The organism is Saliniferula longa, from assembly GCF_050789285.1.
Taxonomy (GTDB): Bacteria; Pseudomonadota; Alphaproteobacteria; order Rhodobacterales; family Rhodobacteraceae; genus CAVPWP01.
In genome coordinates this window covers 1,081,121-1,100,388 of sequence record NZ_JBOUVX010000001.1, presented here as the reverse complement: position 1 = coordinate 1,100,388, position 19,268 = coordinate 1,081,121, and the positions used below count along the sequence as shown (strand labels likewise).

15 protein-coding genes are annotated in these 19,268 nt (G+C 68.7%); 10 read left to right on the top strand and 5 right to left on the bottom strand.

The features are described 5' to 3' along the window. Positions 1-36: 36 nt before the first annotated feature. Both ACRDNQ_RS05140 and cls read right to left on the bottom strand, forming a co-directional pair. Positions 37-723 (bottom strand): Crp/Fnr family transcriptional regulator, encoded by a 687-nt coding sequence (locus ACRDNQ_RS05140; protein ID WP_431827559.1) that lies wholly within the window; start codon positions 721-723, stop codon positions 37-39. 254 nt (positions 724-977) lie between these two features. Beyond that, positions 978-2,384: a cardiolipin synthase gene (gene cls / locus ACRDNQ_RS05135; RefSeq protein WP_431827558.1), complete on the bottom strand. Its 1,407-nt coding sequence runs from the start codon at positions 2,382-2,384 to the stop codon at positions 978-980. A gap of 201 nt (positions 2,385-2,585) precedes the next feature. Here cls and ACRDNQ_RS05130 point away from each other — a divergent pair, with 201 nt between their 5' ends. From ACRDNQ_RS05130 to urtE, 9 genes are all read left to right on the top strand, one after another. Continuing rightward, a complete protein-coding gene (locus tag ACRDNQ_RS05130) occupies positions 2,586-3,539 on the top strand; it encodes a TAXI family TRAP transporter solute-binding subunit (protein ID WP_431827557.1) in 954 nt (317 codons plus the stop codon). A gap of 109 nt (positions 3,540-3,648) precedes the next feature. Then, positions 3,649-4,608, top strand: coding sequence for a TAXI family TRAP transporter solute-binding subunit (locus ACRDNQ_RS05125; RefSeq protein WP_431827556.1), 960 nt, complete (start codon positions 3,649-3,651; stop codon positions 4,606-4,608). After that, the gene (locus ACRDNQ_RS05120) at positions 4,605-5,072 is read left to right on the top strand and encodes a DUF1850 domain-containing protein (protein ID WP_431827555.1); all 468 of its coding nucleotides are present in this window, start codon (positions 4,605-4,607) and stop codon (positions 5,070-5,072) included. The genes ACRDNQ_RS05125 and ACRDNQ_RS05120 overlap by 4 nt, the downstream gene beginning before the upstream one ends. Then, positions 5,069-7,087: a TRAP transporter permease gene (locus ACRDNQ_RS05115; RefSeq protein WP_431827554.1), complete on the top strand. Its 2,019-nt coding sequence runs from the start codon at positions 5,069-5,071 to the stop codon at positions 7,085-7,087. The genes ACRDNQ_RS05120 and ACRDNQ_RS05115 overlap by 4 nt, the downstream gene beginning before the upstream one ends. Before the next feature lie 320 nt (positions 7,088-7,407). Then, entirely contained in the window at positions 7,408-8,694 is a 1,287-nt protein-coding gene (gene urtA / locus ACRDNQ_RS05110) for an urea ABC transporter substrate-binding protein (RefSeq protein ID WP_431827553.1), read from the top strand. Positions 8,695-8,787: 93 nt separating this feature from the next. After that, positions 8,788-10,779 carry an urea ABC transporter permease subunit UrtB gene (urtB, locus tag ACRDNQ_RS05105; protein ID WP_431827552.1) on the top strand — a complete coding sequence of 664 codons (1,992 nt, stop codon included), beginning with the start codon at positions 8,788-8,790 and terminating at the stop codon, positions 10,777-10,779. A gap of 133 nt (positions 10,780-10,912) precedes the next feature. After that, positions 10,913-12,142 (top strand): urea ABC transporter permease subunit UrtC, encoded by a 1,230-nt coding sequence (gene urtC, locus ACRDNQ_RS05100; RefSeq protein ID WP_431827551.1) that lies wholly within the window; start codon positions 10,913-10,915, stop codon positions 12,140-12,142. Further along, positions 12,139-12,879 (top strand): urea ABC transporter ATP-binding protein UrtD, encoded by a 741-nt coding sequence (gene urtD / locus ACRDNQ_RS05095; RefSeq protein WP_431827550.1) that lies wholly within the window; start codon positions 12,139-12,141, stop codon positions 12,877-12,879. The genes urtC and urtD overlap by 4 nt, the downstream gene beginning before the upstream one ends. Before the next feature lie 3 nt (positions 12,880-12,882). Next, a complete protein-coding gene (urtE, locus tag ACRDNQ_RS05090; protein WP_431827549.1) occupies positions 12,883-13,578 on the top strand; it encodes an urea ABC transporter ATP-binding subunit UrtE in 696 nt (231 codons plus the stop codon). A gap of 4 nt (positions 13,579-13,582) precedes the next feature. Here the strand turns inward: urtE and ACRDNQ_RS05085 are convergent, their stop codons facing one another. Genes ACRDNQ_RS05085 through ACRDNQ_RS05075 form a run of 3 tightly spaced genes read right to left on the bottom strand, consistent with a single transcriptional unit; the run spans position 13,583 to position 15,857 of the window. After that, a complete protein-coding gene (locus ACRDNQ_RS05085; RefSeq protein WP_431827548.1) occupies positions 13,583-14,422 on the bottom strand; it encodes an ExeA family protein in 840 nt (279 codons plus the stop codon). A gap of 32 nt (positions 14,423-14,454) precedes the next feature. Then, positions 14,455-15,027 carry a hypothetical protein gene (locus ACRDNQ_RS05080; RefSeq protein WP_431827547.1) on the bottom strand — a complete coding sequence of 191 codons (573 nt, stop codon included), beginning with the start codon at positions 15,025-15,027 and terminating at the stop codon, positions 14,455-14,457. Continuing rightward, entirely contained in the window at positions 15,024-15,857 is an 834-nt protein-coding gene (locus ACRDNQ_RS05075) for a helix-turn-helix transcriptional regulator (RefSeq protein WP_431827546.1), read from the bottom strand. Before ACRDNQ_RS05075 ends, ACRDNQ_RS05080 begins: the two co-directional genes overlap by 4 nt. A gap of 703 nt (positions 15,858-16,560) precedes the next feature. Between ACRDNQ_RS05075 and ACRDNQ_RS05070 the strand changes: the two genes are divergently transcribed. After that, positions 16,561-19,266, top strand: a complete 2,706-nt coding sequence (locus ACRDNQ_RS05070) for a hypothetical protein (RefSeq protein ID WP_431827545.1) — start codon at positions 16,561-16,563, stop codon at positions 19,264-19,266. The last annotated feature ends 2 nt before the right edge of the window (positions 19,267-19,268 follow it).

Genomic DNA, 19,268 nt, shown 5'->3' with positions numbered 1-19,268 from the left:
CTTGCCGATGCAGTGGCCGCCGCGCGGCTGCGACCGCTAGAGTTCGGCGATCTCGGCCAGGCTCTCGGGATCCCGCAACGTGATGATCCCCCGGTCCATGGCGACAAGACCCGCCTTCTCCCACGCGCGGAAGTGCCGGTTGACGTTTTCGCGGGCGATCCCCGCCAGTTGGCCCAGATCGCCCTGCGAGAAGCTTCGGCTCAGCACCAGATCGCCGTTGTCGTCGGGCTGCCCCCACTTGCGGCCCATGTGAATGAGGCAGCGTGCAAGCCGCGCCGGCGCAGAAGACAGGGCATAGCCCTCGGCCATCTCGGACGCATTGCGCACCTTGGCGCAAAGCGCCGCCATGAGGTCGAGAAGCGCGTCGGGATTGTCGTTGAGGAACCCCGCCAGCGCCCGCCGGTCGATCGCCGACAGCACCACGTCGGTCGTCGCCACCGCGTCCGCGCTGCGGGTCCCGCGGTCGAGAAAGGCGATCTCGCCCAGCACCTCGCCGGGGCCCATGTGGTTCAGCACCGACCGTCGCCCCTGCGACGACGTCACCGAAATCTCGACATCGCCTTCAAGGATGACGAAGAAATGCTCGCCCGGTTCGCCCCGGCAGAAGATGGTCTGCCCGGCATGGAACCGGCGCGTCTGCCCGCGCGCGTCAAGCGCGTCGCGCTGGTCGGGCGTCAGCGCCCCGATAAGCAGTCCGGTCTCGGGCACCCAGTCGTCATCCATCCTGCGAAGGTGTCACGTCGCCTCCAGGCTTTCAATTCCGACGATCGCGCCCGCCGGACTGTGACGCGCGTCACACCCGGGTGCGGCCCCTTGCGCCAGAATCGCTGGTGAAGGGACCGGCGCGGCGGCCTGTCCCCAACCAGTCCGCCGCGTCCCGGGCAAGACCCGGGAGCAGGTCCGGGACGTGTCCCGTGCGATTGCGTTTCCCCAGGTTTCCCGGCGGCCGGTCCCTTCGCCCCCGCCCCGGCACGGTTTTAGAGCAGCGGCGAGAAAAGCCGGGCGATGGGCGCGCCGATGCGGATCGCGGCGGGCTGGGCCGATAGCGGACGCCGCAGGTGCGTGGCGCGCTGGAAATCGGCCGCCAGCATCGCCTCGCCCGCCGCGGCGGCGCGGGGATCGAAGAAGATGGCCATCGATTCGAAGTTCAGCCGGAACGACCGGTTGTCGAGGTTGGTCGTCCCCACCGCGAACATGGCCCCGTCGACCAGAACCACCTTCTGGTGCATGAAGCCCTCGCCATAGCGCCAGATCTCGACACCGGCATCGGCGACCTCGTCGAAATAGGCGAAGGCGGCCAGCCAGGTCAGCCAGTGATCGGCGCTTTCGGGCAGAAGGATGCGCACTTCGACCCCGCGCAACGCCGCGTGCTTGAGCGCGCTCAGCACCTCGGCGTCGGGCACGAAATAGGGCGAGGCGATCCAGATCCGGTCCTCGGCCGCGGTGATCATGCTCAGAAAGAACATCGCCCCCGTCTCGGTCCGGTCGCCGGGGCCCGAGGCAAGGATCAGCGCGTTCATGTCGGCCTCTGCGCGGACCGGGTCCCAGTTCAGATCCTCGGGCAGGTCGCGCGTGGCCCAGTGCCAGTCCTCGAGATAGACAAGCTGCAGCTGCGACACGATCGGACCGGTCAACCGCACATGCGTGTCGCGCCAGGGCCCATAGGCGGGGTCCTGTCCCAGGTACTCGACGCCAAGGTTCATCCCGCCGGTGAAGCCCACCTGCCCGTCGACCACCAGCGTCTTGCGATGGTTGCGGAAGTTCAGAGCCAGCCGGCTTTTCGGACCGCGGATGCGCTCGGGATAGACGGCGTCGACGCCCGCGGCGCGCAGATCGTCGAGATAGCGGTTCGAAAGCCGGTTCGATCCGATCGCGTCGAACAGAAGATGGACGCGCACCCCCCGTGCCGCCGCCGCCTTCAGCCGCTCGGCGAAGGCCTGGCCGCAGGCGTCGTCGCGGATGATGTAGAACTGCGCCAGGACATAGTGTTCGGCCGCGTCGATGGCGGCATGTATCGCCTCGAAGGCGGCGTCGCCGTCGATCAGAAGCTCAAGGTCGTTGCCCCGCACGATGGGCATGTGGGCCAGCCGCTCGAGCGCGCGCGCCGGCTTCGACACCGGCGGCACCGGCGCATGGGTGGCCGCGAAGCGATTGAGCCCCTCGACCACGCGGGTGCTGTCGGTGCGCGCGATGATATAGCCGCGAAAGCGGCGGTCGCCGAACAGCAGAAAAAGCGGCACCCCGAGATAGGGCGCGGCCAGAAGGAAGACGACCCAGCCCACCGCGCCCTGCGGCGTGCGCGCGGTGCGGATCGCGCGCCAGGCACAGACCGCCGCCGCGACGTAAAGAAGTCCTGCAAGGACGAACGAAAGCCAGACCCACATGCCCGGAACACTTCCCTTCCCGCTTCGACGGCCGCGCGCCATCTCTCCCTGCCAGATGGGAACGAACGGACGCAAGTCGAAGGGGCCGCGTCGGCGTCGCGGTCGCCGCCCCGCCTGCCCGGGGGCTTGACCCCGCGTCCGGCGGCGTCAGACTGGCGCGGAAGGCGCGCGCCGCGTCGCCGTCGATCATGGAACCTTCCGATGACGCGAATTGCCGCCGCTCTTGTCGCCCTGACCGTCGCCGCCAGCCCCGTCCCGGCGCAGGACAGCGCCTTCATCGGCATCGCGACCGGCGGCGTGACCGGGGTCTATTACCCCGCAGGCGGCGGCATCTGCCGGTTCGTGAACCGCGGGCGGCTTGAGCACGGTGTGCGCTGCGGGGTCGAGGCGACGGGCGGCTCGCGCGACAACATCGCGGCAATCGCCGGCGGCACGGCCGACTTCGCGGTGGTGCAGTCGGACGCGGCCCACGACGCCCTGACCGGGGCGGACGGCGCGACGCGCCTTGACACGCTGCGCTCGGTGCTGGCGCTCCACCCCGAGCCCTTCACCGTCGTCGCCCGGGCCGACGCCGGCATCGCGGGGTTCGAGGACCTGAAGGGCAAGCGCGTCAACATCGGCAACACCGGCTCGGGCCAGCGCGCCACGATGGAGGTGGTGATGGAGGCCTTCGGCTGGACCACCGGCGATTTCGCCCGCGCCTTCGAACTTCCCACCACCGAACAGACCGAGGCGCTGTGCGACGGCACGATCGACGCGATGATCGTCCTGGTCGGTCATCCCTCGGCCAGCGTGCAGCAGGCGACCACGGCCTGCGACGCGGTGCTGGTCGACGTGACCGGACCCGAGATCGACGCGCTGCTCGCCGACCGCCCGTATTTCCGCCGCGCCACCATTCCGGGCGATCTCTATCGCGGCAACCCCGACGACACCGAAACCTTCGGCGTGGGCGCGGTCCTTGTCACCGACGCCAGTCAGCCCGACGAGATCGTCGCGCTTGTGGTGAACTCGGTCCTTGACGAGCTTGACCAGTTCCGCGCCCTGCACCCGGCCTTCGCCCGCCTCGACGCGCGGATCATGGCGACCGAGGGCCTGACCATCCCGCTGCACCCAAGCGCGGAACGGGCGCTGCGCGCGGCCGGTCTGATCGACTGACGCCGGCGGCGGGACGCCGCCCCGCCCCCATCGGGCATCCATGGGTTGGATTTCCGGGGATCGGCGGCTACAACCTCTGGACACAACGGAAACGTCTGGGAGGACACTCATGAAGATGCTCAAGATCCTTGCCGCGACCGCGGTTGTCGCCGCCGCCCCGGCCATCGCTCAGGAACAGCTGTCGATCGCCACCGGCGGCACCGGCGGCGTCTACTATCCGATGGGCGGCGGACTGGCCGAAGTGATCAACGCCCATGTCGAAGGCTATTCGGCCACCGCCGAAGTCACCGGCGCCTCGGTCGAGAACATGGGACTGATCGCCACCGGCGACGCGGATCTTGCCATCGGGCTGGCGGACACCGTGTTCCAGGCCCAGACCGGCACCGGCCGCTTCGAGGGGCAACAGCTCGAGATGGTGCGCGGCCTCGCGTCGATCTACGCCAACATGGTGCAGATCGTAGCGCTTGAAGGCAGCGGCATCGCCTCGCTCGCGGATCTGCGCGGCAAGCGCGTCTCGATCGGGGCGCCCGGATCGGGCACCGAGGTGAACGCCGAAGCCATCCTGAGCGCGAACGGCATCAGCTATGACGACATCGACGAGCAGCGGCTCAACTTCAACGAAACCGCCGACGCGCTTGCCAACGGCGACATCGACGCCGGCTTCTGGAGCGTGGGGGCCCCGACCTCGTCGATCCTGAACCTGGCCACGACCCAGAACATCGTCGTCATCGCGCTGAGCGAGGCCGAGTTGGCCGCAGCCCAGGCGGCCGATGCGACCTTCGCGGTCACTACCCTGCCGGGCGGCACCTACACGGGCGTCGACGCCGACATCGCCGTGCTGGGGGTGCCGAACGTGCTGGTCGCCTCGTCCGACATGCCCGACGACCTGGCCTATGCGATCACCAAGGCGATGTTCGAGAACATCGCCGATCTTCAGGCCGTCCATCCGGCGGCGAACGAGACCACCGTCGAGTTCACGATGAGCGCCACGCCCGTCCCGCTGCATCCCGGCGCGATCCGCTATTACGAGGAAATCGGCGCCGCCATCCCGGACCGCCTGCGCCCGTGATCGCGCGGCTTGGAGGGGGGCTTGGCGTCCTCCTCCTGTCCACACTGACGGCGGCGGCCGGCACGCTGGTCGCCGCGCGCGAGGATGGCGCCGTCATTCTGCGCGCGGCCGTGCCCGAGGGCGCGGAGTGGTGCGTCCTGTGGCGTCATTCCGTCAAGGGCTTCGAGGTCGCCGACTGCTACGAGAACCGTGCCGGCCGCATGGTTCTGGTGCGCGCGCACCTGCCCGACTTCGCCGCCGGGCTTGACCACATCCCCGGGCGCGGGCGGCAGGTGTCGGACGGCGCGGGCGGGTACTGGATCCTCGACATCGACGAACCGGTGCCCGGCGACGCCTACGTGCTGCGCCCCGGCACCATGGCGGTCGACCACCGCATCCGGGTGGGTCCGCGCGTCGTGTCGCTGTCGGCGGTAGCCGAACACGAACGGGTGCGGATCGCCCTTCTGCCCGAGGACGACGGATGACGAATGCCGCCCCCGAGCCCACGCCTGCGGCCGCCCCCCCGGCGATCCAGCGCGCCAGCCCGCATCAGCCAAGGCTCGTGCTGCGCCTGATCACGGTCGTGGCCATCGCCTTGTCGCTGTTCCAGCTTTATGCCGCCGGCGTGCAGCCGCTGGGGCTGTTCTTCCAGCGCCCGATCCACCTGGGTTTCATCCTTGTCCTGTGCTTCCTGATCTTTCCGGTCACCGGCCCGGACCGGCCGCGCGGCGCCCTGGGATGGGCGATCGACGCCCCCCTGATCCTGTGCGGGGTGCTGGTCGGCTTCTGGGTGCCGTGGAACATCGACGCGATCGCCAACGCCGTCTTTCCTCGCCCCATCGACGTGGCCGTCGGAATCGTCACCACGCTTGTCGTGCTCGAGGCCGCGCGACGCGCAGTCGGGCTTGGCATGACGATCATCGGCGCGCTCTTCATCCTCTATGCCTTCGCCGGAAGCCGGGGCGAACTGCCCTGGCTTGCCGACTGGATGCCCGGCATCCTGAACCACCGCGGCTATTCGGTCGAGCGGCTGGCCAGCCAGTTGACGCTGGGCGCCGAGGGCATCTTCGGCATTCCTCTGGGCGTCGCCGCGACCTTCGTCTTCATCTTCGTCCTCTTCGGGGCCTTCCTCGAGGCCACCGGCGCGGGCAAGTTCTTCATCGACCTCGCCTATGCGGCGACCGGCCGCCAGCGCGGCGGCCCCGCGAAGGCCGCCGTGATCGCCAGCGCGGGCATGGGGTCGATCTCGGGCTCGGCCATCGCCAACGTCGTGACCACGGGCGCCTTCACCATCCCGCTGATGAAGAAGCTGGGCTACCGCCCGGCGCAGGCCGGCGGGATCGAGGCCGCGGCCTCGACCGGCGGGCAGATCATGCCCCCGCTCATGGGTGCCGGCGCCTTCCTGATGAGCGAGTTCACCCGGGTGCCCTATGTCGACATCGTGCTGGTGTCGATCTTCCCGGCTTTCCTCTACTTCGGCGCGGTCTATCTGCTGGTGCACATCGCCGCCGTGAAGCAGGGCATGACCGGCATGTCGGCAGACGAATTGCCGCGCGTCCGCCAGGTGCTGGCCGAAGGCTGGCATTTCCTGCTGCCGCTGGTCGTGCTGACCTGGCTTCTGGTCGCGGGCTATTCGCCGATGCGCGTGGGCTTCTACGCCATCGTGTCGATCCTTGTCGCGGCGGCGGCGCGGGCGCTCTGGACCTTTTTCTCGGGCGCGCCCACCGCCGCCGGGTTGGGACATCTTGCGCTGCGGGGTCTCAGGCTGACGCTCGACGCGCTTGAACTCGGGGCGCGCAACGCGGTGGCCGTGTCGATGGCCTGCGCGGTCGCCGGGATCATCGTGGGCGTGGTCGGCCTGACCGGGCTTGGCCTCAAGTTCTCGGCCATGATGATCGCCTTCTCGGGCGGCAACATCGTGCTGGCGCTTCTGCTGGTGCTGCTTGCAAGCCTGGTGCTGGGCATGGGCCTGCCGGTCACGGCGGCCTACATCGTGCTCATCATCCTCGTCGGCCCCGCCCTGACCGAGGACTTCGGCATTCCGCTGCTGATCGCGCATCTGGTGGTCTTCTGGTACTCGCAGGATTCGAACGTCACGCCCCCGGTGGCCTTGGCGGGCTTCGCGGGCGCGGCGATCGCCGGCTCGAAGCCGATGGAGACAAGCATGCAGGCCTGGAAGTTCGCCAAGGGCCTGTACCTCATTCCCCTGTTCATGGTCTTCAACGAGGTCATCATCCTGGGCGGTCCGCTGCCGCTGCTGCTGTGGAACGGCGCGATCGCGATCCTCGCGCTGGTGGCCTTCGCGGCCGTGCTCGAAGGGTTCCTGTTCGCCCCCATGCCGCTGTGGCAGCGGGCAGTCCTTCTTCCGGCGATCCTGGGCGTCTTCTGGCCCGCGATCTGGGCCGAGGCCGCAGGGGCCACGGTGATCCTTGCGATTCTTCTGCTCAACCGGCACGCGGCGCGCCCCGGGGATGCCCGAAAGATCGGCGCTTCGGCTTGAAGGCCGGGGCGCGGGGCCCCTGCCGAGTCAGATCAGCCTATTTCCTGTGCGAAAAATCCCATGCGCCCAAGAAAGCAGCAGACCGGCGCCCAGTTCGTGACGGATTGATGAATACCTGCTGCGCCGCAGAAACGGCCGTTTCATAGTGAAGGCCGGGCCTTGCGGCCTTCGATAACCGCGCGGCGGCGCCGTCCTGGAAAAACAACGTCCGCCGCACGGGCAGCAACTCAATCGCTGCGGCTGCCCCGTAGCATGTTCCACGCCGCCTGCTCAAGCGGCGGGCCGGGGGCGCCGTCGCTTATGAAGGGGACTTTCATCCGATGACTTCCGTCAAATCGCTTGCCGCGCTGTCTGCCACGGCGCTTCTCGCCTCGGGCGCGGCAGCCTTCGCCCAGGACTGCCCGATCAAGGTGGGCGTGCTGCACTCGCTGTCGGGCACCATGGCCATCTCGGAGACCACGCTGAAGGACACGATGCTGATGCTCGTGGACCAGCAGAACAAGAAAGGCGGCCTGCTCGGCTGCGAACTCGAGGCCGTCGTCGTCGACCCGGCGTCCGACTGGCCGCTCTTTGCGGAAAAGGCGCGCGAGCTGCTGACCGTCCACGAGGTCGACGTGATGTTCGGCAACTGGACTTCGGTCAGCCGCAAGTCGGTCCTTCCGGTGATCGAGGAACTCAACGGCCTGCTGTTCTACCCCGTCCAGTACGAGGGCGAGGAAAGCTCGAAGAACGTCTTCTACACCGGCGCCGCGCCGAACCAGCAGGCGATCCCGGCGGTCGACTACTTCCTCGAAGAACTTGGCGTCGAGAAGTTCGCGCTTCTGGGCACCGACTACGTCTATCCGCGCACCACCAACAACATCCTTGAAAGCTATCTGAAGTCCAAGGGCATCGCGGCCGAGGACATCTTCGTCAACTACACGCCCTTCGGCCACTCCGACTGGGCCACGATCGTGGCTGACGTCCAGGCGCTGGGCGCAGACGGCAAGCAGGTCGGCGTGATCTCGACCATCAACGGCGACGCCAACATCGGCTTCTACAAGGAACTGGCCGCCGCCGGCGTCTCGGCCGACGACATCCCCGTCGTGGCCTTCTCGGTCGGCGAGGAAGAACTGTCGGGCCTCGACACCTCGAACCTCGTGGGCCACCTCGCGGCGTGGAACTACTTCATGTCGGCCGACACGCCCGCCAACGCCGAATTCATCGCCGCCTGGCACGAGTTCATCGGCGACACCGCGCGCGTGACCAACGACCCGATGGAAGCCCACTACATCGGCTTCAACATGTGGGTGAACGCCGTGACCCAGGCCGGCACCACCGACGTCGACGCCGTGCGCGCGGCGATGTGGGGCCAGGAATTCCCGAACCTCACCGGCGGCATGGCGGTGATGGGCGTGAACCACCACCTCTCGAAGCCCGTGCTGATCGGCGAGATCCGCGCCGACGGCCAGTTCGACATCATCAGCCAGACCACCGAGGTTCCGGGCGACGCCTGGACCGACTTCCTGCCGGAATCGGCGGTGCTCGAGTCCGACTGGAAGGACCTTGGCTGCGGGATGTACAACACCCAGACGCAGTCCTGCGTCCAGCTGACCTCGAACTACTGAGGCCGAAGCCGGGCGCGCGGCGACGCGCGCCCGGTCCCCTCCGCCCCACCGCGTTCCAGCCCCTCCCGGCCCCTTCCCGGAAAGCCCCCGAACATGCTGCGCGCCCTACTCGCCGCCGTCACGGTCTGGTGCCTTGCCCTGTCCGCCCCCGCGGGCGCCCAGGACACCGCCCCCACTCCCGGCCTTCAGGCCGTGCTCCAGACCCATCAGGCCGAAGTCGCCAGCCCCAGCCGCTCGGGCGTGGGCGTCGTGCTCGAGGCGCTGCTGGCCTCGGGACTGCCCGCGGTGCCCGAGTTCCTCGACCGCTGGCAGAACCGCGAAGTCTCGGTGCGCACCGCCGACGGTCTGTTCTTCTACACCGAACCCGGCGACGGCGGGGCGCGAACGCTCATCGACATCGACACCGGCCAGCCCGCGGGCAGCGCGGCCTCGACCGAGCTCAGCGAGATCCGCCCCAACGGCGGCGTCCGGCGCGAGATCGCGGCCGCCCTCGTGCGGTTCCAGTTGTCCGATCCCGACCCCGCGCGCCGCAGCGCCGCGCTTGACGCGATCCTGCGCAGCCCCTCGGCCGACCAGATCGAACCCCTCGCGGCCTCGATCGAGGACGACCCCGACGCCGCGATCCGCGCCCGCAAGGAACTGATCGTCACCCGCCTCACCGCCCGCTTCGGTGAAACCCTCGACGACCGGATCGCGGCGATCGAGGCGCTGGGCGGCGACCTCTCGGTCGACAGCCGCGCGGTTCTGGCCCAGATCCTCGCCACCACCGGCCCCGTGGCGGGTCCCTTCGACGAGACCGCGAACATCGCGCGGATGCTCGAGCCCGGCACCGACGACCTGTCGGTCGCGGCCGCCTACGACCTTCTGGTGGCCGACGGCCGCGCCCCCGACATTCCCGATCCCGGCACGCTGAAATCGGTGCTGGCCGCCAACATCGTCGACGGCGCGGTGGGCGGCGTGCCGCTGGCCGAGCTGTCGGACGAGGAAGCCCGCGACCGCGCCTACCTCGCGCTGCTCGCCTCGGGCGCGGTCTCGGACCCGTCGGGCAGCGGCGGCGGCGACGGGCAGGCCCTGTCGCAGGAAGACCGCGTCGCGTCCGAAGCCTTCGCGATCCTCTACGCCGAACCCGACCGCACCATCACCGAGGCCGCGCAGGCCGCGCTCGACGGGATCGAGGCGCGCCTGGCCGTCAACCAGGCGCTCGACCTGTCGCTCGACGCGCTCTCTCTCGCCTCGATCTACTTTCTCGCCGCCATCGGCCTTGCCATCACCTTCGGCGTGATGGGCGTGATCAACATGGCGCATGGCGAGTTCATCATGATGGGCGCCTACACCGGCTATGTCGTGCAGCTTTTCGTGCCCGACTACACGCTCTCGATCCTGATCGCCCTGCCGCTTGCCTTCGCCGTCACCTTCGGCGCAGGGGTCGCGATGGAGCGGCTGGTGATCCGCTGGCTCTACAAGCGCCCGCTCGAGACGCTTCTGGCCACCTTCGGCATCTCGATCGCGCTTCAGCAGCTCGCCAAGAACATCTTCGGCACCCAGGCCCGTCCGCTGACCGCGCCGGCTTGGCTCGACGGGCAGTTCGTCGTGAACGAGGTGGTCGCGATCAGCTATATCCGCATCGCGATCTTCGTGCTGTCGCTGATCTTCCTCGCGCTCATCCTTTACGTGCTCAAGCGCACGCGGCTGGGGCTCGAAGTGCGGGCAGTGACGCAGAATCCCGGCATGGCGGCCTCGATGGGCATCAACCCCGACCGCATCAACATGCTGACCTTCGGCCTGGGCTCGGGCATCGCCGGGATCGCCGGCGTGGCGATCGGGCTTTACGCGCAGGTCACCTCGGAGATGGGGCAGGCCTACATCGTGCAAAGCTTCATGACCGTGGTCGTGGGCGGCGTCGGCAACGTCTGGGGCACGCTCGCGGGCGCCACGCTGATCGGTTTCCTGCAAAAGGGGATCGAGTTCTTCAATCCCTCGAACACCCTGGCCGCGCAGACCTACATGATCCTCTTCATCATCCTCTTCATCCAGTTCCGGCCGAAGGGCATCGTCGCCCTCAGGGGCCGCGCGGCGGGGGACTGACGATGCCGGCCCCCACGCCCGCCCCTGTCCCCGCACGGCGCTTCTTCTGGCCCGAAATACCTCGGGGTGAATGCGCGCGCCCCGCGCGCAGAGGGGCAGCGCCCCTCCTGCCCCGCCTGAACGGAGCCCCGGCATGAGACGCAGCTTCATCGCCCGAAACCCCTCGGTCCTGTGGTTCCTGCTCGCGCTTTCGCTTTTCACCGTGGGCGTCACCGTGCTGGCCGAGGCGACGGGGCTGGGCCTTGTCTCGACCTCCTTCGTCAAGACGCTCGGCAAGACGCTGTGCCTCTGCCTCGTCGCCATCGCGATGGACGTGGTCTGGGGCTACTGCGGCATCCTCAGCCTGGGCCACATGGCCTTCTTCGGGATCGGCGGCTACGCCATCGGCATGTGGCTGATGTATGCCCGCACCGAGATCATCGTGGTCGAAAGCCTGGCCGCCTCGCCCATCCCGCCCACCCCGGCCGAGGTCGAAAGCGCGGTCGCCACGCAGATCTTCGGGGTCGTGGGCTCGTCCGACCTGCCGTGGCTCTGGGGCTTCGCCCACAGCCTGCCGCTACAGCTTCTGATGGTCGTGGCAGTGCCGGGGCTTCTGGCGCTGGTCTTCGGCTGGCTGGCGTTCCGCAGCCGCGTGACCGGCGTTTACCTGTCGATCCTGACCCAGGCGATGACGCTGGCGCTGGCGCTGTACCTCTTTCAGAACGACAGCGGGCTTCGCGGCAACAACGGGCTTTCGGGGCTTCAGAACATCCCCGGGTTCGAGGCCACCTCGCAGGACGTGATCTCGATCGTCTTCTTCTGGGCCTCGGCCCTGGCGCTGGGGCTGGGCTATGTCCTCTTCGCCTGGGTCGTGTCGGGCAAGATGGGGTCGGTCATCCGCGGCATCCGCGACGACGAGGCGCGGGTGCGCTTCCTCGGCTACCACGTCGAAAGCTTCAAGCTCTTCGTCTTTACGCTCACGGCCATCGTCGCCGGCATCGCCGGGGCGCTCTACTACCCGCAGGCCGGTATCATCAACCCCGCCGAGATCGCGCCCATCGCCTCGATCTATCTTGCGGTCTGGGTCGCCATCGGCGGGCGGGGCCGGCTTTACGGCGCGGTCATCGGGGCGGCGCTCGTGTCGCTTCTGTCCAGCTGGTTCACCGGTGGCGGCGCGCCGGACATCGACCTTGGCGTCTACACGATCCGCTGGACCGACTGGTGGCTGGTGCTTCTGGGCCTGACCTTCGTGGCGGTGACGCTGTTCTTCCCCAAGGGCATCGGCGGGATCTTCGACTGGTTCGCCGACCGCCGCGCGCCCGACCGCGACGGCGACTATGGCCCCGACAAGGGCGCCCTGCGCCAGGAGGAGGGCCCGGCATGAGCACGCTTCTCGAAGTCTCCGGCGTCTCGGTCAGCTTCGACGGGTTCCGCGCGATCAACAACCTGTCGATCCAGATCGGCGAGCCCGAGTTGCGCGCGGTGATCGGGCCGAACGGCGCGGGCAAGACCACCTTCATGGACATCATCACCGGCAAGACGAAGCCCGACGAGGGCCGCGTGATGTGGGGCGACAGGGGCGTGTCGCTTCTGTCGATGTCCGAAAGCCAGATCGCGCGCGAAGGCATCGGGCGCAAGTTCCAGAAGCCCACCGTCTTCGAGGCGCAGACCGTGCGCGAGAACCTCGCGCTTGCGCTGAGAAACCCGCGCGGGCCGTTCGACGTCCTGTTCTACCGCAAGACCGCCCAAGGCGCGCAGCGGATCGAGGAGATCGCCGACGAGATCGGCCTCTCCGACCAGCTGACCCGCATGGCGGGGGAATTGTCGCACGGACAGAAACAATGGCTTGAGATCGGGATGCTCCTGGCCCAGGACCCGCGGCTGTTGCTGGTGGACGAGCCAGCGGCAGGCATGACGCCGTCCGAGCGTGAGCACACCACCGACCTGCTCAAGCGCGCGGCCCAGACCCGCGCCGTCGTCGTCGTCGAGCACGACATGGAGTTCGTCCGCCGTCTCGACTGCAAGGTGACGGTGCTGCACGAAGGATCAGTCCTGGCCGAAGGCAGCCTGGATCACGTATCCGCCAACAAGGACGTCATCGACGTCTACCTGGGGCGCTGAGCGATGCTGGACGTGAAGAACCTGACCCTGCGCTACGGGCAAAGCCAGATCCTGCACGGGGTCGACCTGACCGCGCGCCGCGGCGCCGTGACCGTGGTCATGGGCACGAACGGCGTCGGCAAGACGAGCCTGCTCAAGGCCATTTCCGGTCGCCATCCCTTCACGAAGGGCTCGATCAGCCTTGACGGCACCGACCTTGGCCACCCATCGCCCTTCTCGGCTGCGCGCGCCGGCATCGCCTATGTGCCGCAGGGGCGCGAGATTTTCCCGCTTCTGACCGTGGCCGAGAACCTCGAGACGGGCTTCGCCTGCCTGCCGCCCGGCGACCGCACCGTGCCCGGGCGGATCTTCGACCTGTTCCCGATCCTGAAGGACTTCCTGCACCGTCGGGGCGGCGACCTGTCGGGCGGCCAGCAACAGCAGCTCGCCATCGCCCGCGCGCTGGTCACGCGGCCCAGGGTCCTGCTTCTGGACGAGCCCACAGAAGGCATCCAGCCCAACATCATCAAGCAGATCGGCGACGTGATCGGGCTTCTGCGCGAGGAAGGCGAGATCGCCATCGTCCTGGTCGAACAGTTCTTCGACTTCGCCGTGGGGCTGGCCGACACCGTCACCGTGATGACACGGGGCGAGGTCAGCTTCCGCACCGACACCGCGACCGCCGACCGCGAGCGTCTGCTGGCCGCCGTGACGATCTGACCGGTCAGGCCGGCACCGCCACGGAGAGGCCGCGCACCGCGAAATCGGGCGGGCCCAGGACCGCCTCGGGCGCCACGTCGCAGTCGCGCACGAGCGTGGCGTCGATGGTGTCCACCCCCCGCTCCCAGGCTTCGTCCAGGCAGAAAAGGCACAGAAGGTTGACGCGCAGCGGATTTCCCCCGGTCGCTTCGTGAACCGCCTCGAGCGCCGCCGCCGCGAAGCGGGGTGCAGCCAGGCCGCCCACGGCCATCCGATGCCGCACGAACCCCGCTGTATCTTCGCGCGACATCGCTTCAAGACGCACGAGCGGCCCCATCACGCCGGGCAGTTCGGCCGCCAGACGCGCCTCGATCTCGGGACGCCCGACCAGCATCAGCCGGAAAAGCGGCCCCTCGGCCGCCTCGATCCCCGACAGCGCGACAAGGCGCGCAAGTGCCGCGGGTCCCAGCGCCTGCGCGTCGTCGACGACCAGCGTGGCCAGCCCGTGCGCATCGCGCACCTCGGCCAGGCTGCGCGCCAGCCGCGCGGTCTGACGGTCGTCGTCGCCCGGTCCGGGATCGGCGCCGAAGGCGGCAAGGATCGCGCGCGCCGGCGCCCGGGCAAGCCCGTCGTCCGGCGCCAGCACCCCCAGAAGCCTGCGGCCCTGCGCCAGCGCCACGGCCTGGCGCATGACGGTGGTCTTGCCTGCCCCTGTGTCGCCGGTAAACGCCGCGAACAGAAGCCCGCTGTTCAGCGCGAAGTCGACCTGCTCATAGGCCAGCCGATGCGCGGCGCTCCAGTAGTCGAACTGCGGGTCCGACGAAAGAAACGGGCTCTGCGGCGGGGCATCGGCGGGCATGGTCATCGCGTCCTCCCGTTCAGCCGGCCGTCCCACGCTCAGGCGGGATAGCCGAAGGCCTTGATATGTCTCCAGATATCGTTGTTGAGCTGGGCGATCTCGGACAGCGACACCTCGATGTCGCGCAAGGTGCCGGCGTCCAGCGCCGCACGTTCGCCCATCCGGATCTCCTTGCGCCGGTCGGCCACCCGCATCCGGATCGTCGACAGATCGCCGCTTTCGGCATCGAAGGCGTAGATGCAGTGGTTGAGCGTGTTGCGAAGCCCCGCCAGCCGCAGCATCCGCCGGGTCAGCGCCAGCACTGCCTCGCGCTCGGGCGGGGCCACGCGGTCAAGCTTGGCCAGACGGTCCACCAGGTCGATGCGCGCGCGGGTGGTGTTGAGTGTGAGAAACAGCACGACCGCCGTCTCCTTGTCGGTGCGCGCAAGCCCCGCGATCAGGTGGATCAGCAGGCTTTCGGTATTGGTCCAGCTGTAGTTGAGCCGCCCCAGAAGCAACAGGAAGCGCTCGAACGCCGGTTGCGTCGCGGGCGATGCGGCCGGCTGGGGCGCAGGCGGCGCGGCCGCAGGCGTGGCCCCTCCGGTGGCCGGGTGTCGGCCGGCGGGCGTCATGATCCGCCCCTGCCGGGCGCGCCCGCCGCGATCCCGGACGCGCGCGACAGGTACAAGTGCGTGGCCGAGGTTCGGTTGCGGACGCCCAGCTTGCCGAAGATGTGGTGCACGTGAAGCTTGACGGTATGTTCCGACAGGCCCAGTTCGCGCGCGATGGCCTTGTTGCGGCGTCCCCGGGCAACAAGATCGAGGATCTCGGCCTCGCGCCCGGTCAGCGTGTCGATCGGGGTCGCGGCGGCCGCCGGCCCCGGGCCGCGCGGCGGGACCTGCGATGGGGCCAGCGTCGGTGCCTGCGTCGGGGCCACCAGCGGTTGCGGCACATGGCCGGGCGGCGGCGCGTCCAGAAGTTCGCCCGGCAGGAAGTCCTCGCCCAGAGACAGAAGCCGAAGCGCCGCCAGCCACGCGTCGAGCGCGACCTTCATCGGCAGGAACCCCACCGGCCGCCCCTCGCCCAGGGCCCCAAGAAGGCGGCGCGCCTCGTCGGTCGTCCGGTAGGCCAGCACCCAGCGCGGATGGACAAGCCCGGGAAGGGACTCGGCCAAGAGGAGCGGCAGACAGTCGAGGTGCGCCTCGTCGATGACGATCATCTGAACGGCGCGCCGCAGGTCGGGATCGAGTGCGTCAAGCTCGTCGGCGTCGCCAAGCCGCAGGACACTCACCGCGTCGAACTCGGCCTCAACAAGGCGCAGAAGCCTGTCCGAGAAGACGACGCAATTGCCGATGAAGACGATCAGCGGACTGCGCGTGTACCGCGCATCGGTCCTGGAAGCAGAAATGGCAGAGAAGCGAACAGTGTCGCCGGCGTCGGCGCTGTTGGAATGGTAGGTCACAGTGTCCCCCACTGGCAATCAGGGGATTCTCGTCCATCAGCCTTTGGTCAATCGCTTTGCCGTCGAGCCGACGGAAGGATCCCGGTACAGAAAAGTCTCTAAAAAAGCAGCACGGAATGAATACCACAGCCCGTGACCGAATCCAACAAATCGCTGGAATCGGGCCCTTGCAGCACGAACGGGCTAGACCTTCGATCAGGGTTCGACCCGGCTTTCCGCGCCGCCGCCGGGGACCGCACCAAAGGGACTAGCCAGAATCGGCGGGCCTGGTGATTGCGCGCCCAAGAGTTGTGCACCTGCCCGACGGCATGCCTGCCGCCACCGGGAATTGCTGACGGTGTTTCAGTCACTTGGGCGCGGCTAACCGTTTTTCCGGCTATCCGCACGCCCCGATGCGCCGGACACTTCCCCCAACGCCCGCATTCCAGGGCGTGTGGTGAGACCTGATTAGACCCTGTTCCGACTGCCCCGCATTCCCGGGGCAACGTCCGGCCGCGAAGGCGACCCGGGCGATCCTGTCGGGACGCGTATGGAAGGGAGGTGCTGCACTCGGACACAGAACTCCGGGCAGTCACGGCAAGGCGCAGAAGATGCGCGCGCACCGACGCTTCGGAGCAATCCCGACATTCCAATCGAAACCGCCTGCGAACGACCGCGTTGTAGATGAGCTGCGGCGTCGCCGGCCCATCATGGGAAGTGAACGATGAGCAAAGATCATCGCAGTACGCAGAACAACCAGTTCATGATCGACGACGTCAACGTCAAGGAACTCGACGTCAACATCGAGGAAGTCGAGGTCGAGAAAGCCGACATCGACATGAACATGCAGCAGCAAAAGCAGCAGCAGCAGTCCGAGAACAAGAACGAGAACGAACAGGACCAGAAACAGGATCAGGATCAGGACCAGAAACAGGACCAGGATCAGGATCAGGACCAGAAGCAGCAGCAAACCTCGTCCAACCAGCAGACGAACGGTGGTGACGACAGCAACGACAACTCGAACTCGAACTCGATCGACATCGACATCGGCAACGGCGAGATGCCGTGGTCGGACGACGACTTCGTCGACGTGGACGTGTCGCACGGCAGCGAGGTCAACGATGTCGTCACCTCGCAGGGCGACATGGACTATGACCCCGGTGACGACGTCAACTTCGGCGACATCCTCACGGATGCGCTGAACGGCGAAGGCAACGACACCGGCATCGTCAACGTCCAGGCCGCAAGCCTGATCGACAACGATCACCTTGGCACCGCCTCGGTGACGAACGCAGGCAGCTTCAGCCAGAGCGGCAATGCCACGGGCGGCTCGGCCCATGCCGAAGAAGGCATCAAGGCCGCCGCAGACGGCGGCGCCGGCGGCAGCAATGCCGATGCCAACGGCGGCGACGCCAAGGGCGGTCATGCCATGGGCGGCATGGCGATGGCCAAGGGCGGCGAAAGCGGCGACAACGACGACGTCAAGGCCGACGGCGGCAGCGGTGGCGACACCGGCGACGCCAAGGCCGAAGGCGAGGCCATGGGCTTCGGGAGCGCCAAGACCGAAGGCGATACCGACGGTGGCGACGGCGGCGACGCCAAGGCCGAGACCGACACCAAGACCGAAGCCGAGACCGAGAACTCGACCGAGGGCAATGGTGGCGACACCGGTGATGCCGACGCCGAAAGCGACGCCAACGATGGTGACATCAAGGCCGAAAGCACGGTCGACACCGAAGCCGGCGACAGCGGCGACACCGATGCCGAGAGCGAGGTCGAAAGCAAGACCGAGACCGACAGCAGCGGCGATGCCGACGGCGGCGACAGCGGCGATGCCGATGCCGATGCCGACGTCGAAAGCAAGGCCGAGACCGAAGCCGATGGCGACGCCGACGGTGGCGACAACGGCGACACCGGCGCGATCGGCGTCGGTATCGGGGCAGGCCTGGCCGGGTCGGAAGCCGACGCCGAAGACGCAAACGGCGGCGACGCCGGTGCGATCGGACTTGGCCTTGGTGGCGGACTTGCCAGCACCGACAACGACGGCGACGGCGGTGACGGCGGCGACGGCGACGGTGGCGACGGCGGCGAAGGTGAAGGCGGCGACGGCGGTGACGGCGACGGCGGAGACGGCGGCAACGGAAGCGCCGCGTCGACGGCGACCGGAACCGGGTCGAGCGACAACGACGCCAGCACCGACAACGACGCCCGCAGCAACAACGACGCCGACAGCAGCTCGGGCGACGCGAACGCCGCTTCGGGTGCCGCGGCCGGTGCCATCACCGGGCTTGGCTTCCTGAGCGAGACCGAAGCCGAAGCCGAGGCCGACGAGGCCAACGCCGACAGCGCGTCCGATGCCAAGACCGGCGGCGATCCGACGACCGAAGGCAACGCAGACGCCGGCGGCGACGGAAGCGGCGATGCCGACTCCTCCGCCAAGGGACCCGGCGGTGACGGCGGCGCTGGCGACGGTGCGGGCGGCGGCGACGGCGACGGTGGCAATGCCGCCGGCGGCGACGGCGGCGCGGGTGCCGGCGGCGATGGCAAAGGCACCGCCACGGCGACCGGAACCGGCATGACCGATCCGGTGGCCACCGCGGGAACCGGCGGCACCAACGACGCGCGCTCCGACGCGACGGCTGACGGCGACGGCGCCGGCGACGCCAACGCGGCGGGAACCGGCGGCGCGGGCGGTGATGGCTCGGCCGACGGCACGGCCAGCGCCGACGGCACGGCCGATGCCGGCGCCGACAGCGGCGACACCGGCATGACCGACGGCTCGTCCTCGGCCAGCAGCGATGTCGACGGCACCTCGAGCGCCACGGCCGACAGCGGCAATGGCGGGGCGGCCGATGGCATGTCGAACGCCGACAACGACGTGAACGGCGAAGCCAACGCCGACGCGGCGTCGGGGGCGGGCGGCTATGCCGACGTGTTCTCGGATTCGTTCACCGACGGGTCCGCGGACAGCATGGCCGAGGCGATCGCCGGCTACGGCGGGGCCGCGGACTCGACCCAGGACGCCTACGGCACCGGCGGGACCAACTCGGGCGGCTCCAACACCGCGACCAGCGGCATGGGCGGCGCCGGAGGCACGGCCTCGGCGACGGGCGGGTCGACCGGTGACGCCATGGGCGGCACGGCGACCGGCGGCGGCGCCGATGTCGGCGACGTCATGGGCGGCATGGGCGGCGACGCCATGAACGGCGCGGGCGGCTATGCCGATGCCGGGACCTGGGGTTCGAACAACGGTGACGACGGCTATGTCACCGGCGAGTCCTATGCCTCGGCCGCGGCGGTTGTCGACACGATGGCCTTCAACCAGGACATCATCCTGGGGGCCAACGTGCTGGGCAACTCGGTCGACATGACCGTGGTCGGCGGCTCGATGAGCTCGACCGTGGTCGGCGACGACAGCAACGACGTCTGACA

Coding starts and splice junctions, on each gene's coding strand:
- ACRDNQ_RS05140 (WP_431827559.1), bottom strand. CDS start 723: ATGGATGACGACTGGGTGCCCGAGACCGGACTGCTTATCGGGGCGCTG.
- cls (WP_431827558.1), bottom strand. CDS start 2,384: ATGTGGGTCTGGCTTTCGTTCGTCCTTGCAGGACTTCTTTACGTCGCG.
- ACRDNQ_RS05130 (WP_431827557.1), top strand. CDS start 2,586: ATGACGCGAATTGCCGCCGCTCTTGTCGCCCTGACCGTCGCCGCCAGC.
- ACRDNQ_RS05125 (WP_431827556.1), top strand. CDS start 3,649: ATGAAGATGCTCAAGATCCTTGCCGCGACCGCGGTTGTCGCCGCCGCC.
- ACRDNQ_RS05115 (WP_431827554.1), top strand. CDS start 5,069: ATGACGAATGCCGCCCCCGAGCCCACGCCTGCGGCCGCCCCCCCGGCG.
- urtA (WP_431827553.1), top strand. CDS start 7,408: ATGACTTCCGTCAAATCGCTTGCCGCGCTGTCTGCCACGGCGCTTCTC.
- urtB (WP_431827552.1), top strand. CDS start 8,788: ATGCTGCGCGCCCTACTCGCCGCCGTCACGGTCTGGTGCCTTGCCCTG.
- urtC (WP_431827551.1), top strand. CDS start 10,913: ATGAGACGCAGCTTCATCGCCCGAAACCCCTCGGTCCTGTGGTTCCTG.
- urtD (WP_431827550.1), top strand. CDS start 12,139: ATGAGCACGCTTCTCGAAGTCTCCGGCGTCTCGGTCAGCTTCGACGGG.
- urtE (WP_431827549.1), top strand. CDS start 12,883: ATGCTGGACGTGAAGAACCTGACCCTGCGCTACGGGCAAAGCCAGATC.
- ACRDNQ_RS05085 (WP_431827548.1), bottom strand. CDS start 14,422: ATGACCATGCCCGCCGATGCCCCGCCGCAGAGCCCGTTTCTTTCGTCG.
- ACRDNQ_RS05080 (WP_431827547.1), bottom strand. CDS start 15,027: ATGACGCCCGCCGGCCGACACCCGGCCACCGGAGGGGCCACGCCTGCG.
- ACRDNQ_RS05070 (WP_431827545.1), top strand. CDS start 16,561: ATGAGCAAAGATCATCGCAGTACGCAGAACAACCAGTTCATGATCGAC.